The organism is Caenimonas terrae (assembly GCF_042655405.1).
Lineage (GTDB): Bacteria > Pseudomonadota > Gammaproteobacteria > Burkholderiales > Burkholderiaceae_C > Ramlibacter > Ramlibacter terrae_A.
The window spans coordinates 414786-428617 of record NZ_JBHSMF010000010.1; the positions used below are offsets into that span (position 1 = coordinate 414786).

The 13832-nt window shown below is 67.9% G+C and carries 15 protein-coding genes; 10 read left to right on the top strand and 5 right to left on the bottom strand.

Annotated elements, in window-relative coordinates:
- Positions 1-33 precede the first annotated feature (33 nt).
- A complete protein-coding gene (locus ACFPOE_RS21195; RefSeq protein ID WP_376852317.1) occupies positions 34-690 on the top strand; it encodes a glutaredoxin domain-containing protein in 657 nt (218 codons plus the stop codon).
- 89 nt (positions 691-779) lie between these two features.
- Here the strand turns inward: ACFPOE_RS21195 and rpiA are convergent, their stop codons facing one another.
- A complete protein-coding gene (gene rpiA / locus ACFPOE_RS21200; protein WP_376852318.1) occupies positions 780-1451 on the bottom strand; it encodes a ribose-5-phosphate isomerase RpiA in 672 nt (223 codons plus the stop codon).
- 36 nt (positions 1452-1487) lie between these two features.
- Between rpiA and ACFPOE_RS21205 the strand changes: the two genes are divergently transcribed.
- Complete coding sequence (locus tag ACFPOE_RS21205) at positions 1488-2531, top strand: quinone-dependent dihydroorotate dehydrogenase (RefSeq protein ID WP_376852319.1); 1044 nt, start codon at positions 1488-1490, stop codon at positions 2529-2531.
- Here the strand turns inward: ACFPOE_RS21205 and ACFPOE_RS21210 are convergent.
- From ACFPOE_RS21210 to ACFPOE_RS21220, 3 genes are all read right to left on the bottom strand, one after another.
- A complete protein-coding gene (locus ACFPOE_RS21210; protein ID WP_376852320.1) occupies positions 2528-3643 on the bottom strand; it encodes an NAD(P)/FAD-dependent oxidoreductase in 1116 nt (371 codons plus the stop codon). The two genes, ACFPOE_RS21205 and ACFPOE_RS21210, sit on opposite strands and share 4 nt — an antisense overlap.
- Complete coding sequence (locus ACFPOE_RS21215; protein ID WP_376852321.1) at positions 3643-4494, bottom strand: N-formylglutamate amidohydrolase; 852 nt, start codon at positions 4492-4494, stop codon at positions 3643-3645. Before ACFPOE_RS21215 ends, ACFPOE_RS21210 begins: the two co-directional genes overlap by 1 nt.
- Positions 4495-4613: 119 nt before the next feature.
- Positions 4614-5543 carry a hypothetical protein gene (locus tag ACFPOE_RS21220; protein WP_376852322.1) on the bottom strand — a complete coding sequence of 310 codons (930 nt, stop codon included), beginning with the start codon at positions 5541-5543 and terminating at the stop codon, positions 4614-4616.
- Between the two features lie 194 nt (positions 5544-5737).
- On the opposite strand from ACFPOE_RS21220, the gene ACFPOE_RS21225 reads away from it, so the two are divergent.
- Positions 5738-6172 carry a helix-turn-helix domain-containing protein gene (locus ACFPOE_RS21225; protein ID WP_376852323.1) on the top strand — a complete coding sequence of 145 codons (435 nt, stop codon included), beginning with the start codon at positions 5738-5740 and terminating at the stop codon, positions 6170-6172.
- A gap of 195 nt (positions 6173-6367) precedes the next feature.
- Here ACFPOE_RS21225 and ACFPOE_RS21230 read toward each other — a convergent pair whose 3' ends face one another.
- On the bottom strand, positions 6368-6802 hold the full coding sequence (locus tag ACFPOE_RS21230; RefSeq protein WP_465251314.1) for a hypothetical protein: 435 nt from the start codon (positions 6800-6802) through the stop codon (positions 6368-6370).
- Between ACFPOE_RS21230 and ACFPOE_RS21235 the strand changes: the two genes are divergently transcribed.
- The 7 genes from ACFPOE_RS21235 to ACFPOE_RS21265 all read left to right on the top strand — a co-directional run bounded on the left by ACFPOE_RS21235 (position 6753) and on the right by ACFPOE_RS21265 (position 13564).
- Complete coding sequence (locus ACFPOE_RS21235; protein WP_376852325.1) at positions 6753-8048, top strand: dienelactone hydrolase family protein; 1296 nt, start codon at positions 6753-6755, stop codon at positions 8046-8048. The genes ACFPOE_RS21230 and ACFPOE_RS21235 overlap by 50 nt on opposite strands.
- Before the next feature lie 486 nt (positions 8049-8534).
- Positions 8535-9164, top strand: coding sequence for an RNA polymerase sigma factor (locus tag ACFPOE_RS21240; protein ID WP_376852326.1), 630 nt, complete (start codon positions 8535-8537; stop codon positions 9162-9164).
- Positions 9164-9808 carry a zf-HC2 domain-containing protein gene (locus tag ACFPOE_RS21245; RefSeq protein ID WP_376852327.1) on the top strand — a complete coding sequence of 215 codons (645 nt, stop codon included), beginning with the start codon at positions 9164-9166 and terminating at the stop codon, positions 9806-9808. The genes ACFPOE_RS21240 and ACFPOE_RS21245 overlap by 1 nt, the downstream gene beginning before the upstream one ends.
- Positions 9805-11043 carry a S8 family peptidase gene (locus tag ACFPOE_RS21250; RefSeq protein WP_376852328.1) on the top strand — a complete coding sequence of 413 codons (1239 nt, stop codon included), beginning with the start codon at positions 9805-9807 and terminating at the stop codon, positions 11041-11043. The genes ACFPOE_RS21245 and ACFPOE_RS21250 overlap by 4 nt, the downstream gene beginning before the upstream one ends.
- A 1-nt stretch (position 11044) precedes the next feature.
- Complete coding sequence (locus ACFPOE_RS21255; RefSeq protein ID WP_376852329.1) at positions 11045-11761, top strand: TorF family putative porin; 717 nt, start codon at positions 11045-11047, stop codon at positions 11759-11761.
- Positions 11762-11877: 116 nt separating this feature from the next.
- Entirely contained in the window at positions 11878-13023 is a 1146-nt protein-coding gene (locus ACFPOE_RS21260) for a TIGR03118 family protein (protein WP_376852330.1), read from the top strand.
- A 40-nt stretch (positions 13024-13063) separates the two neighbouring features.
- Positions 13064-13564, top strand: coding sequence for a tetratricopeptide repeat protein (locus ACFPOE_RS21265; protein ID WP_376852331.1), 501 nt, complete (start codon positions 13064-13066; stop codon positions 13562-13564).
- The last annotated feature ends 268 nt before the right edge of the window (positions 13565-13832 follow it).

Here is a 13832-nt window from a genome sequence, read left to right on the forward strand (position 1 = left end):
TTCACTGACCGCCAGAACCAGGAGCCCCGCCCCATGTCATTTGCCCGTCCCCATGTTGTCGCCAGCTTGATCGGCCTCGCCGCTCTCATGACGCTCGCCGCATCCGTCAACGCGCAGCAGGTCTACCGGATCGTCGGCCCGGACGGCAAGGTCACCTTTTCCGACAAGCCACCGTTGGAGGCCAATGCCAAGCAGGCGCCGGTCGTGCCGCTGGGCACGGGCGGCGGCGCCGGCGGGGCCAGTGGCGCCGGCTTGCCCTTCGAGTTGCGCCAGGTCGCCAGCAAGTATCCGGTGACGCTGTACACCGGCAACAATTGCGGCCCGTGCGGGTCCGGCCGGGCCTACCTGAGCAGCCGCGGCGTGCCCTTCACCGAGAAAACCATCACCACCCCCGAAGACGCGCAGGCCCTGCAGCGGCTGGCCGGGGACACCTCGATCCCGATGCTCACGGTGGGCGGCCAGCAGATCAAGGGCTTTTCCGATTCGGAGTGGGGCCAGTTCCTGGACGCGGCCGGCTACCCCGCCCGGGCCACGCTGCCTGCTGCCTACCGCAACCCGCCGCCCGCCCCCATGGTCGCGGTGCAGCGGCCCGCGCCGGTGCCGGTCCCCGAGGCCCAGCCGGAACAGGCGCGCGCGCCCAGCCCGCCGCCGCAGGAACAGGGCGACAACCCGGCCGGCATCAAGTTCTGATCGCTGCCTGAACAGTTGGGGACAGAGCTGAAGGTCTGTCCCCAAGCCCAGTCAGTTGGGGACAGAGCTGAAGGTCTGTCCCCAAGGTTTCAGAAGGTCATCGTCCTGACGCCCTGGGCGGTGCCGAGCAGGCAGACTGCGGCCTTCTGGTGGGCGAACACGCCCACCGTCACCACGCCCGGCCACTGGTTGACCTCGTTCTCGAAGCGCAGCGGCTCGCTGATGGTCAGCCCCGTCACGTCCAGGATGTGCTGGCCGTTGTCGGTCACCAGCGGCTTGCCGTCCTTCAGCCGCACCAGGGCGCTGCCGCCCATCGCGCCGAACTGCCGAATCACGCGTCGCGTCGCCATCGGGATCACTTCCACCGGCAGCGGAAAGCGCCCCAGCACGCCCACCAGCTTGGATTCGTCGGCGATGCAGACGAACTGGCGCGACTGCGCAGCGACGATCTTCTCGCGCGTCAGCGCCGCCCCGCCGCCCTTGATCATGTAGCCGCGGTTGTCGATCTCGTCGGCGCCGTCGATGTACACGCCGATGTCGTCGACCTCGTTGGAGTCGAACACCTTGATCCCCAGCGCCAGCAGGCGCTCGGTGGACGCGGTGGAACTGGACACCGCGCCCTTGATGCTGTCCTTCCTGGCGGCCAGCGCGTCGATGAACTTGTTGACCGTGGAGCCGGTTCCCACGCCGATGATTTCGCCCGGCCGCACGTATTGCAGGGCCGCCTGCCCCACCAGTGCTTTGAGTTCGTCCTGGGTCATTTGCGACAATCCTTGGGTTGCATCCACGAATTATCCATGTCGCTGTTCCCCTACTCGCTGGCCCGCCCTTTCCTGTTTTCGCTCGATCCCGAGACGGCCCATGAGCTGACCATGGATTCGCTGGCCCGCCTGCAGGGCACGGCGCTGGAATGCGCCTTCGGCAGCGCCGCCGTCAGCGACCCGATCGAGCTGGCGGGACTGCGCTTTCCCAATCGCGTGGGGCTGGCGGCGGGGCTGGACAAGAACGCCCGCTGCATCGACGGCCTCGGAGCGATGGGATTCGGCTTCGTCGAAGTGGGCACGGTGACGCCCAAGCCCCAGCCCGGCAACCCGCGGCCGCGCATGTTCCGCCTGCCGCAGGCCAACGCGCTGATCAACCGGCTCGGGTTCAACAACGAGGGACTGGATGCCTTCGTCGCCAACGTCCGGCGTTCGTCGTTCCGCAGCAAGGGACGGATCCTGGGGCTGAACATCGGCAAGAACGCGGCGACGCCGATCGAGGACGCCACCAGCGACTACCTGGTGGGCCTGGAGGGCGTCTACCCGCACGCCGACTACGTCACCGTCAACATTTCCAGCCCGAACACCAAGAACCTGCGCGCGCTGCAGGGCGACGAAGCGCTGGACGGCCTGCTCGGTGCGATCGCCGCCCGGCGCGAGGAATTGGCCCGCACCCATGGCCGCCGGGTCCCGATCTTCGTGAAGATCGCGCCGGACCTGGACCAGGCGCAGGTCGACGTGATCGCCGCCACGCTGCGCCGGCACCGCATGGACGGCGTGGTGGCCACCAACACGACGATCGCCCGCGATGCGGTCAAGGGACTGCCGCATGCCGATGAAACCGGCGGCCTGAGCGGTGCGCCGGTGCTCGCAGCCAGCAACCGCGTGATCGGCCAGCTGCGCGCGGCGCTGGGGCCGTCGTTTCCGATCATCGGGGTCGGCGGCATCCTCAGTGCCGACGACGCCGTCTCCAAGATCCGCGCCGGCGCCGACGTGGTGCAGATCTACACCGGCCTGGTCTATCGCGGCCCGACCCTGGTCAGGCAGGCCGCCCAGGCCATCCGGCGCCTGCGCGCCTAGCGCTTGCCCGCGATCGCCACCACCAGCTGCGCGATCGCCAGGGCGCTGGTGAGGCCCGGCGACTCGATGCCGAACAGGTTGACCAGCCCGGGCACGCCGTGCAGCGCCGGACCGTCGATGCGGAAGTCCGCCGCCGGCTCGCCCGGCCCATGGATCTTGGGCCGCACGCCGCTGTAGCTGGGCGCCAGTGCGCCGTCCGGCAGCCCGGGCCAGTAGCGGCGCACTTCGGCGTAGAAGCCATCGGCGCGGCGCGGGTCGACCGCGTAATCGATCTGCTGCGGCGTTTCCACGTCCAGCCACTCGATGTCGGGGCCGAACTTGGCCTGGCCGCCCAGGTCCAGCGTCAGGTGGACGCCCAGCCAGGCATCGGCCGGCGCCGGATAGATCAGGTGGGTGAACGGCGCCCTGGCCGAGAGCGCGTAGTAGTTGCCCTTGGCGAAGTGCTCCCTGGGGACGAACTGAGGCGCCAGGCCCTCGAAGCGGCGCGCCAGGCTGCAGGCATCCAGGGCGGCCGAATTGACCACGATCGAGGCCGCGAGCTCGCTGCCGTCGGCCATGCGGACCACGTGCGGCCCGCTCCGCGAGAGCGCTGCGGAGGCGACGGCGGACTCCAGGGCCACCATGCCGCCGGCGCGCTCCAGGTCGCCCTGCAGCGCCAGCATGAAGCCATGGCTGTCGACCACGCCCGTGCTGGGCGACAGCAGCGCGGCCTGGCAACGCAACGCAGGCTCCAGCGCAATGGCCTGCGCCGCGTCGAGCCAGTCCACCGGCACGCCATTGGCGGCAGCGCGCTGCTGCAGGCCGCGCAAGGCGGCCGCTTCGGCATCGCTGTTGGCCACCGTCAGCTTGCCGCAGCGGCGATGGTCGACGCCGTGGCTTGCGCACAGTGCGTACAGCAGCTCCTTGCCGCGCACGCACAGCCTGGCCTTGAGCGAGCCGGGCGTGTAGTACAGGCCGGCGTGGATCACTTCGCTGTTGCGCGAACTGACGCCCTGGCCGATCGCGTTGCGGGCCTCCGCGACCACCGTCTCGTGCCCGGCCTGGGCCAGCGCCCGCGCCACCGCCAGACCGACGGCGCCGCCGCCGATCACCAGTGCATCGACGCGGTCCATCAGGCCAGGCTCCGCGGGTCGGTCTCCAGCAGCATCGTGGCCATGGCCCGCAGGTCGGTGCGCAGCTGGCCGAACCCCGCTGTCGGCTCCAGCGTCCGCTCGTTCATGTAGAGGCGACGGTTGACCTCCACCTGGATGCCATGCCGGTTGCGCGCCGGATCGCCGTAGCGGCGGACCAGTTCCACGCCCTTGTACGGGTGGTTGTAGGCGACGTCGTAACCGAGCGATCGCAGGAAGTCGCACAGGCGCTGCGACAACCGGGGATCGGCCGTCGTCCCGTCGCGGTCGCCGATCACGAAGTCGGCGTGCACCATGCCCGGGTAGCCGGTGGCGAACTCCGAAGCCACCGCCGGCATCGAGTGGCAGTTGACGTGGATGCTGTAGCCGTGCCTGGCATGGGCCGCCTCGATCGCCGACTCCACCGCCTGGTGATAGGGCTTCCAGCAGCTGTCGATCCGCTGGCGGACCTCGGCCACCGTGAGCTTGCGGTCATACAGCGGCGCGCCGTCGTCGGTGCAGCGCCAGATCAGCCCCTTGCCCAGCTTCACCTTGGCGAGCGTCGCCGCCTCGGTTTCGACCGCATCCGGCCATTCGTCGTCCAGCAGCGTGACGTCGATTTCGCTGACATTGCGGTTGGCGTCCAGATAGCTGCGCGGGAACAGCGCCTCGATCCAGGCGGCGCCCAGGGACGGCGCGAAGTCGTACAGCTTCTCCACATGCGTGTCTTCCGCCATCCGCAGCATGGCGAAGTCGCAGCAATGGCGGAAGTCGTCGGGATAGGACACGCCGCTGTGGGGCGAATCGAGCACCAGCGCAGTGGTGCCGGGGATGTAAACAACCATCGGGCTCATGGCGTCGATTGTGGCTCACCGGCCACCCTCCTGCGAGCCCGCGCTCCCGGCGTGGGCGGCTGCGCGCTCGGACCGGCGGATCGACAGGGCGCAACCCATCGCCATTCACTCCGGTCGATTCACGGCGCGTCACTTGCGGCGAGGGAAGCCCGCCGCGAATCAAACCACGTCCGCAGGCCGGGATCCTGGAACGAACGCGCCAGCTGCTCGGACCGCTGCGCCGCGACTTCCGCTTCATCGGCTCGTCCGAGCCGCCTGCATGCATGCGCGCGCTCCAGTTCCAGGAATGCCCGATCCACTGGCTGTTCGCCCTTCAAGTCGTTCTCGTCCAGCAATGCCAATGCTTCGGAACAATGCCGGCGCGCAGATTGGAAGTCACCAAGCGCCGTGGCGACGGTGGCACGCAGGTACAGCGCGCGCTCGGCATGGACCCAGGTTCCGGCGCGCCGCCAGAACGCGTGGGCCAGCGCCGCGCAGCGCGACACCGCCTCGCCGAGCGCAGAATCCGCCAGATCCGATGCGGGACGCTCCATGAGTCCGCTCGCCAGATTGTTGAGACCGGAGGCGACAGCCGAATCCAGCTCGGTGCCAGTCCGCCAGAACGGCGCGTCCAGTGCCGCCAGAACGTCGCCCGTCAGGCGCGCTGCTTCGCCGGCCGGCAGGGAAGGCGCCTGATGGACCGCCGCACCGAGTTGGATCACCTCGCTCGCTCGTGCCAGGTCGGCATCGGTCGCCTTTGCGTACCCGACGCTGAAACGGCCCAAGGCCTGCGCGTTGCCGGCCGCCAATGCAGCGGCCCCTGCCTGGCGCCAATAGCCTGGCTTGACGGCCGGCAGCGCGAGGACGCGTTCATGCCGCGTCAGCGCCTCGTCCCACGCCGACAGTTTCTCGCCCAAGACATGGTTCAAGAGAAAGATGTACGTGGGCAACTCGGCTTCCGCGAGATTGCCCGGCTCCACCTGCCTCAGCAAATCCGCGGCCGTGGATGGCGTCGCGTCATGGTCCGCATTGGCTTGTGCCAACTTCGCGCTATCGGGCGAAGCATTCATGTCCACTTGTGTCTCCTTCCAGAAGCGAACAACCAGCACATGTCGTATTGGAATTCGCGCCGGCTGCCAGGTCGCGCGAGCAGCTTTGCTGGCGCATACGGCATTACCATCTTTTTGCCAGAAATCGCAGATTTCAATCTTGGCTTATCCTCAACATTGAGGACTCCCCACCCGAAAAGGACCGTTTGACCGCCATGCCGAACATTGCCTCCGCCCTGAAAGCCGAAATCCAGCGCATCGCGCGCAAGACGATCCGCGACGAAACCAGCAGCCTGCGGCGGGCCATCGCGCCTTATCGCTCGGAGATCGCCGCGCTCAAGCGCCGAACCCAGGTGCTGGAGCAACAGCTGCGGCGCTCGCGCAAGGCCGTTTCCCGTGTCGAGGCATCCCCCCAGGGCGAACAGGAGCCATCCGGAGTGCGTTTCAGCGCGAAGGGGCTGGCGAAGAACCGTCAGCGGCTCGGGCTGTCAGCGGCGGACTTCGGGACCTTGATCGGCGCCTCGGGCCAGTCGGTGTACAAGTGGGAGGAAGGCAAGTCCAGGCCCCGGCAGAAGAATCTTGCCGCGATCGCGGCGATCCGGTCGATCGGCAAGAAGGATGCCCAGGCGAGGCTGCAGCAGGCCGGCTAGGACGGCCGCGCGAGGCGTCGCCGGCATGCACTTGCCGCGATCGCCATGGCAACTAGTTCAAGAAACCGTAGTGATTGCTGTACTTGGCAAGTGGTGTGGCCGGCAGCCATTCCTCGGGAACCAGAGGTGAATTCGGCTGGAGACGGTACCCGTCTCGCCAGGCAATCTTTGCATAGATCACCGCCGCCTTGGAAATCAGGTCCTCGGTAAAGCCACTCTCATCATTGTTCCGGCCCGCCACCGACCTCGGAGTAACCAGGGACTGAAGGACTGCTTCCATTTTCCCAACGTCATGCTCGGCAAGCGCCAGTAAGAATTGAGCGGCAGGAACAGTTGGAGCATCTTCGCTCGGGTATTGAGCGTGTCGTCGTCCATCCGGTACCGCGCCTGGTCCAGCTTGGCCGCCACATGGCACCACTGCCTCATCGCATCCAGATCCCCATGCTCGAACCAGGCGAACATCGCGCTCGCCTCGGCGTGTGCCGACAATCGCGCAAGGCTTGCAGTGACGTTGCCGCGGCCGCTCTCGACATTCCGAACACATGCCTCGACATTGAAACCAAGGTCAAGATGCGATTTGATGTGGGCGATCCGTTTGATTGCCGCTTCCGTGCCGGGCTTGGTTGCCATAGGATTTCTGTGGGCTGCATTTCGGCAGATCCGCGCCCGCGCATTGCTGCGCGGCCGTTTCAAGTTGCTCAGTGTGTTGAACGCGGTCCATGGATATCAGATACTGGAACTTCGGCCGTGCGCCGACACCGTCACAAGCGATAGCGCCGAAATGACCATAACCCACTTTGATGCGCACGACCCGAAGTCTCTGCTTGGGGCGGTTGCGGTCCGCATGCGACGCCACGTCGCCGTCGTCAACCATCTCTTTGGCACCATCGCCTGTGCATTGCCGCTCCTGGCGCATGCTCAGTTCGCGCCAGTGGAGCGTACCGACTTCGATCCCGCCGGGCTTCGGACCATCGCCCTGCCCTCGGTGACCTGCGCTGGCGTCTGGAATACGCCGGCCTTTGCATGCCGGCCGGTGACGCTTCCGGTTTACCTTGCGCAGTCGCCCTCCGGCAAGCACACAGCCCTGGTCGTCATCAGCCACGGCTCGGGCGGTCTGGACAAGCGCCACAGCGACTATGCTCGTTCCCTGGCCTCGGCAGGCATCGATGCCGCCGTGATCGACCACTGGACGCCACGAGGCGTCACCAAGGTCCACTTCGACTACAACGCTGCCCGTGAGAAGGGCGCCCATACCCAGAGCATCGCCATCGATGCGATGGTCGTCGCCGGCCGGCTCAAGGCGATGCCGCAGTGGAATGACGCCAAGCTTGGCTACATCGGTGAGTCGATGGGTGGCGGAGCGGTCATCCATGCCACCCGGCCCTTCATTTCAAAAATCGTCGAACAGGCGACCGGGTTGAGCGCGCCCGCGTGGGCCGCAGCTGTCGCGCTCTATCCGGGCTGCTTCGAGCGTTCGACCCTCGAGCGCTTCCAACCCGTTCCCATGCTGATCGTCATCGGCGAAATGGACACGGATGTTCCTGCGGAGGTTTGTGCGAAACAAGCGCAATGGATGAACGCGCGCGGGGGAACCGTGGAGGTCCAGGTGCTCGCCGGCGAATTTCACGACTTTGATGCGCCCAGCCCCGTGGCCTACAGCGCCAGGGCGCAGAACCCGGCCGGCTGCAGTTCACTGCGCGACGGCGACCGCTTGATCCTCGAATCTTCCGGAAAGGCGTTCCCGGCCACGCCGCAGGGGCTGGCAGCCATGCAATCCGAATGCATGACCCGGGGTGTCACCAGCGGAAATCGCGGAAACCCGAAGACGGGCTATGACCGATGGATCGAATTTTTCAAAGGCCGCTTGTTGCAGTAGACCAGGAGAAAACCGCGCGCTATGGCGGCTCACCACGACCGAACGAAAGAAAGGACCGGGTAGTTCTCCTCAGTCCTTGATTTCTCCATGCAATTCCGGTGGGTGATGCAGGGTTTGAACCTGCGACCACTGCCGTGTGGATGCTACACCTGCAACACCCCGCCCGTCTCGGCCCGACAGCACGGTCGCTGCTCCAGGAGATGTGTCGGAGAACGCTTGCTTCACCGCCATCGACGCCTCGTCGAGCCGCTCTCGGGCTGGGATGATTTCAGCTTTACTCGAAGTCCGAACAGTCACCACGCAGCCGATTTCTCCCCTGGGGAGAGCGTGGTCGTATCAGGACGGTGCACATGGCGTTTTGAAAACCCGCGGTCTTCTGGCCCACGGTACACGCGGATCGACCTGACTCGCGTACATCCTCAGGCCCGCCGCTGAACCTTTTGTACGCAGCATGGAACTAACGACAAAATCGAGACCGGGGTGCCCATGCATCATTCCACGGCCGAGGAGACAGCCAGGCCATCGCTGGCGGCGACCGCCGCGCCCGTCCTTGCGGACGGGCGCGCGAGCGACGCGGCCGACGTGCATTTGATCGCCCGTGTCGCCGCGGGCGACGTCGGCGCCTTGGAGACGCTCTACCGCGCCTACCATCCGCGCCTGACCCGCTTCCTGTCCTTGATGACGCCGCGCCGTTGCGTCGTCGAGGAGAGCCTGAACGACACCATGATGGCCGTCTGGCGGTGCGCGCAGACGTACAACCACCAGAGCAAGGTCTCGACCTGGATCTTCGCGATCGCCTATCGCATCGTCTGCAAGGCGCTGCGATCCCAGGATGTACCGGTGGCAGAGCCGGATGCCGATGAACGGCCGAGCGAAGTCCCCGGCCCGGAACGCGCGCATCTCCAGGCCGAAAACCAGGCGGCGTTGGGGCGCGCGCTGCAGGCGCTCTCGCATGAGCAGCGCAACGTGATCGTCCTGACGTATTTTCACGACCTGCCCTACGCCGAAATTGCCCAGATCATGGATTGCCCGGTCGGTACCGTGAAGACGCGGATGTTCCATGGCATTCGGCAATTGCGTGCGCAGGTGACAGGCCAGTTGGGGGACTGGCTGTGATGGCTCGCATCATCCCGCTCGACAATGACGAGCACCACCGCGTCCAGGCGTTGCTTGCGTGGTATGTCAATGGGACGCTCGGTCCCGCCGAGGGGCAGCGCGTGCAGACCCACCTGGCGCAGTGCCCCCGGTGCCAGGCCGACGCCCGATGGCACGAACGGCTCAGGCGTTGCGTCCCGACCAGCGGCCCGGCCTCGGCCGCCGACGTCGACCGCGGCTGGGCCGCACTGCGCGCCCAGCTGGGGCCGGCTGGTGCGCCCATGAAGCGCCGGGCCGCCCCGGCCATCGCCTGGCTGAAGGCGCGCTGGGTGCCCCTGGCGCTCGGCTTCCAGGGGGCCCTGGTGGTGGTGCTCGTGCTGGCGCTAGTCTGGCCGGGCGTGCCCCGGCCGGACGCGGAGTTTCGCGCGCTGGGGGCGTCGCCCAGCGCGCCTGCCGCCAATGCCCTGATCGTCTTCCGTCCGGGCGCCACCGAGGCGGAAATCCGGCGGGCCCTGAGAGCCGGCGGTGCGCGGCTGGTCGGGGGTCCGACCGTGACGGACGCCTACCTGCTGCAGCTGCCGGCGCTCTCGGCCGGGGCGATGCAACGCATGCGAGCCGACAGTGCTGTCCTGCGCGTGGAATCGCTGGAAGGAGAAGCCAGGTGATCAGGCCGCTTGTGCTCGCCTGGATGCTGGCGTGGCTGTCATGGCTGGCACCGGCGTCTGCCGACGCGCAGGCCGCTCCCCCGCATCAGGTGCTGGTGTTCCTGACCATGCCGCCGCCGCACTTCCGGCCCGACGCAAACGACTCGGGCGGTTATGCCAATCCGGCCGGCGTCTCTGCCCGGCGGCGCGTTGCCGCGGCGCTCGCGCGCTCGTATGGCCTGCGCCTGGCCAGCGGTTGGCCGATGCCGCTGCTGGGGGTGGATTGCTACGCGATGGACGTCCCCGAAGCGTCGGCTCCCGCCGAGATCGCCGACCGGCTGGCGCGTGAGCCGGGGGTGGCATGGGCACAGGTGATGAACGTGTTCCGTCCCATGGGACAGGATGCGCGGCTGTTCAACTTGCAGCCGGCGGCGCAACAATGGCACCTGGCCGAGCTGCATCGAACGGCGACCGGCCATGGGGTGCGCGTCGCGGTCATCGACAGCGGCATCCAGGCGGACCACCCGGACCTGTCGGGCCAGGCCGACGCCAGGCTGAACCTGCTCACCGATTCGCCCGACGCCGCCGAGCTGCACGGCACCGCGGTCGCAGGGATCATCGCGGCGCGCGGCGACGACCGCAGCGGCATCGTCGGCATCGCGCCGCACGTTCGCCTGCTCGCCCTACGCGCCTGCTGGCAGCGGTCCACGGCCGACACCCTGTGCAGCAGCCTGAGCCTGGCGCGGGCCCTGGACGCCGCGCTCCGGCGGGGCGCGGACGTCATCAACCTGAGCCTGGGCGGCCCGGTCGACCCTCTCATCCAGCGCCTGATCGAGCTGGCCCTCGCCAGGGGAGTCGCAGTGGTTGCAGCGGCCAACCGGAACCTTGCGGACGGCGGCTTCCCGGCTGCACTGCCGGGCGTGATTGCCGTCGCCGACCTGCCGTCGGACAAGGCCGGCGGCGCTCTCGCTGCCCCCGGCACCGACATCCTGACGACCGTGCCCGGGTCCCGCTGGGGCTTTGTCTCAGGTCCCTCTTACGCTGCCGCCCACGTCAGCGGGCTTCTTGCGCTGATCCTCGATGCGCGATCGCGCATCGGGGCGGCCGGCGGTCACGAGCGCGCCCTGGCGGCGACAGATCTGGTGTCGGGCCTCGACGGAAGGATCGACGCGTGCGCCAGCCTGTCGCATGCAGCGCCCTCCTGCGATTGCAGCTGCAGCCCGGGAGCCGACGTCCATTCGCTGGCGCGTCATTGAAGTGCGCAGCCTCCAGGCGCTTGCGCGGGACGGGAGTGTTGCAGCCTGCGTCGCGGGCGGGCTGCTGCTGTCGAGCCCGGCCCGCGCCCAGCTGGGTGGAAGCATCAGCGTCGACTCGGACTACCGGTTTCGCGGCGTCTCGCTCAGCGGCGCCAAACCAACCGTCCGCCTCAGCGCCAACATCGATGCGGCCTCTGGCTGGTATGGGGGAGGCTCGGCGACCCAGGCCCGCCTGGCACGTGGCGAACGGTACCTCCAGTCCCTCGGTTACGCCGGGCACGTGACACCCTTGGCAGCCGGGCGCAGCTTCGACGTCGGCGCCAGCTACAGCCACTTTGCCGGCGAACGCAGGTTCGATTTTGCGGAAGCATACGCAGGCCTGCAGGGGGAGCGCTGGAGCCTGCGGCTGAACTACTCGCCCGACTACTTCGGCCAGCACACGCAGACGGCGTACCTCGATGCCAGCGTTGATGAGCAGCTCGGCGACGTTGCGCGGCTGTTCGGGCATGTGGGCCTGCTGCTGCCCCTGGCCGGCACCGAGCCCGGCAACGCCGGCACCAGACGCGCCCGGGTCGACCTGCGCGCGGGCGCAGGCTGGCGGCTGCGCGACATTGATCTGCAGGTCGCGTGGACGGTGGCAAGCCGGGGTGGTCCCGTGCCGGCCGCCTACGACGGCCGGCGCAGCGCCCTGGTGTTCAGCGCCTCCTATTCGTTCTGACGCCAGTCGATCGCCCGCACGCCTTGGCCGGATGAACCTTCCGGGCCCGGGGCGGAATAAACCGTCGGAATCGCTGCCCACGGGGGCGCAGCGGCCATCACCGTCCGGAGAAGATCATGCGCCACGCAACGCTCTTGTATGGAATCGTCGCCGCGACTGCGTTCGCCCTGGCCGCATGCGGCGGCGGCAGCGGTGGCAGCGCCAGTGGCGGCGGCTACTCCTCCGGCAGCATGCCGGCGACGACGCCCGCCACCGGCACCAGCTATGCGGCAACCAATCTGGTCGCGGACGTCGGCACCGCCGACAGTCCGTATCAGAGCTCCAATGGCGACCTCCACCTGGTCAATGGCTGGGGCGTGGCATTCAACCCGCAAGGATTCGTCTGGGTGGCCGACAACGGGACGTCGACGTCGACGCTCTATGACGGCAACGGCGTGCCGCAATCGCTGGTGGTGGCGATTCCGGCGGGCCACGCAGGCAGCGCGCGGCCGACCGGGATCGCCTTCAACGGCAAGCAGAGCTTCAATGTCACCCGCAATGGCGTCTCTGCCGCGAGCGTGTTCATCTTCGCGGGCGCGGCGGGCACTGTGTCGGGCTGGACACCCGGTGTCGATCCGGGCAACGCCATCACGGCAGTCGACAATGCCGCGGCCGGTGCCGTCTACACGGGCCTGGCGCTTGCAAGCCAGGGCGCAGCGGACCGGCTCTATGCAGCCGATTTCCATGGCGCGAAGGTCGACGTGTTCGACTCGAACTTCACCAGTGTCAACGTGGCAGGGGCGTTCGTGGACCCGGCCCTGCCCCCGGGCTACGCACCGTTCGGGATCCAGGCGCTGGGCGGCCTGATCTATGTCGCCTACGCCAGGCAGGACGCTTCGGCCAGCGCCCAGGTCGCGGGCGCGGGTCTGGGCACCGTCGACACCTTCGACACCGCCGGCAACCTGGTCCAGCGCCTGATCCCGGCCGGCGGCCCGCTCAATGCGCCGTGGGGGATCGCGATGGCGCCCTCGAATTTCGGCCAGTTCAGCAACGCCCTGCTGGTCGCCAATGCCGGCGACGGACGCATCAACGCCTTCAATCCGACCAGCGGAGCCTTGCTCGGGACGCTGTCGACGGCGACCGGCGGCCCGATCGCGATCGACGGGCTGCACGGCATCGCCTTTGGCAACGGCCTCAATGCCCAGCCGTCGAACACCTTGTTCTACGCCGCCGGGCCCGGTGGCGGCACCCATGGTGTCTACGGCCGGATCGACCTGCAGTGAGCCGCCGAATCAATTCAACGGACAACCGTAAGGAGCCGACATGAAACGCTCGAACATTGCGCCTGCACTGGTTTGCGTCCTCTCCCTTGCCATATCGCTGTCCGCATCGGGCGCCGGCGGCGGTGGGGGGGGTGGCGGCGGCGGTGGCGGCGAAGTGGTGCTGCAGGATCCCGACTTCCGCGCCGCGATGGACGCGGTCAAGCGGCAGGATTGGGGCCAGGTCGTGGCCCGCATGGGCGCGTACGCGCAGCGCAAGCCGGACGACGCCGACGCCTGGAACGAGCTGGGCCACGCAAAGCGCCGCATGGGCGATCTGGAATCCGCCTTCAGGGACTACGCGAGGGCGCTGAAGATCGACCCGAAGCACCGGGGGGCGCACGAGTACCTGGGCGAAGCGTATCTGCAGATCGGCGACCTTGCCCGGGCCGAACAGGAACTGAAGGCGCTCGATTCGCTGTGCTGGCTTCCGTGCGAACAGTACTCCGACCTCAAGGCGGAGATTGCCCGCTACAGGAACCTGCACGCCAAGCCATCGATCTAGTTGACCGGACAATCCAACATTCGGGAAGCTGGCGGCTCCCTAACCGTCATGCGGCGGGATCCGAACTGACTGTTGGCACGGAACTCAGGCAGGCGCCGTCCCGTCAGAGCCGCGCTTCGACCGTGCGATGGGCAGCGCGGCCGGCTGCGAGGCCACGGCAGGCGTGAACTCAGGGCCGTCAAGCGCCGTCCCGCACGGGTTGCCTTCAGCCGTGCTCAACCCGCACGGCCATAATCGGCGACCGTCCAGCGAGTCACTACACAGGGTT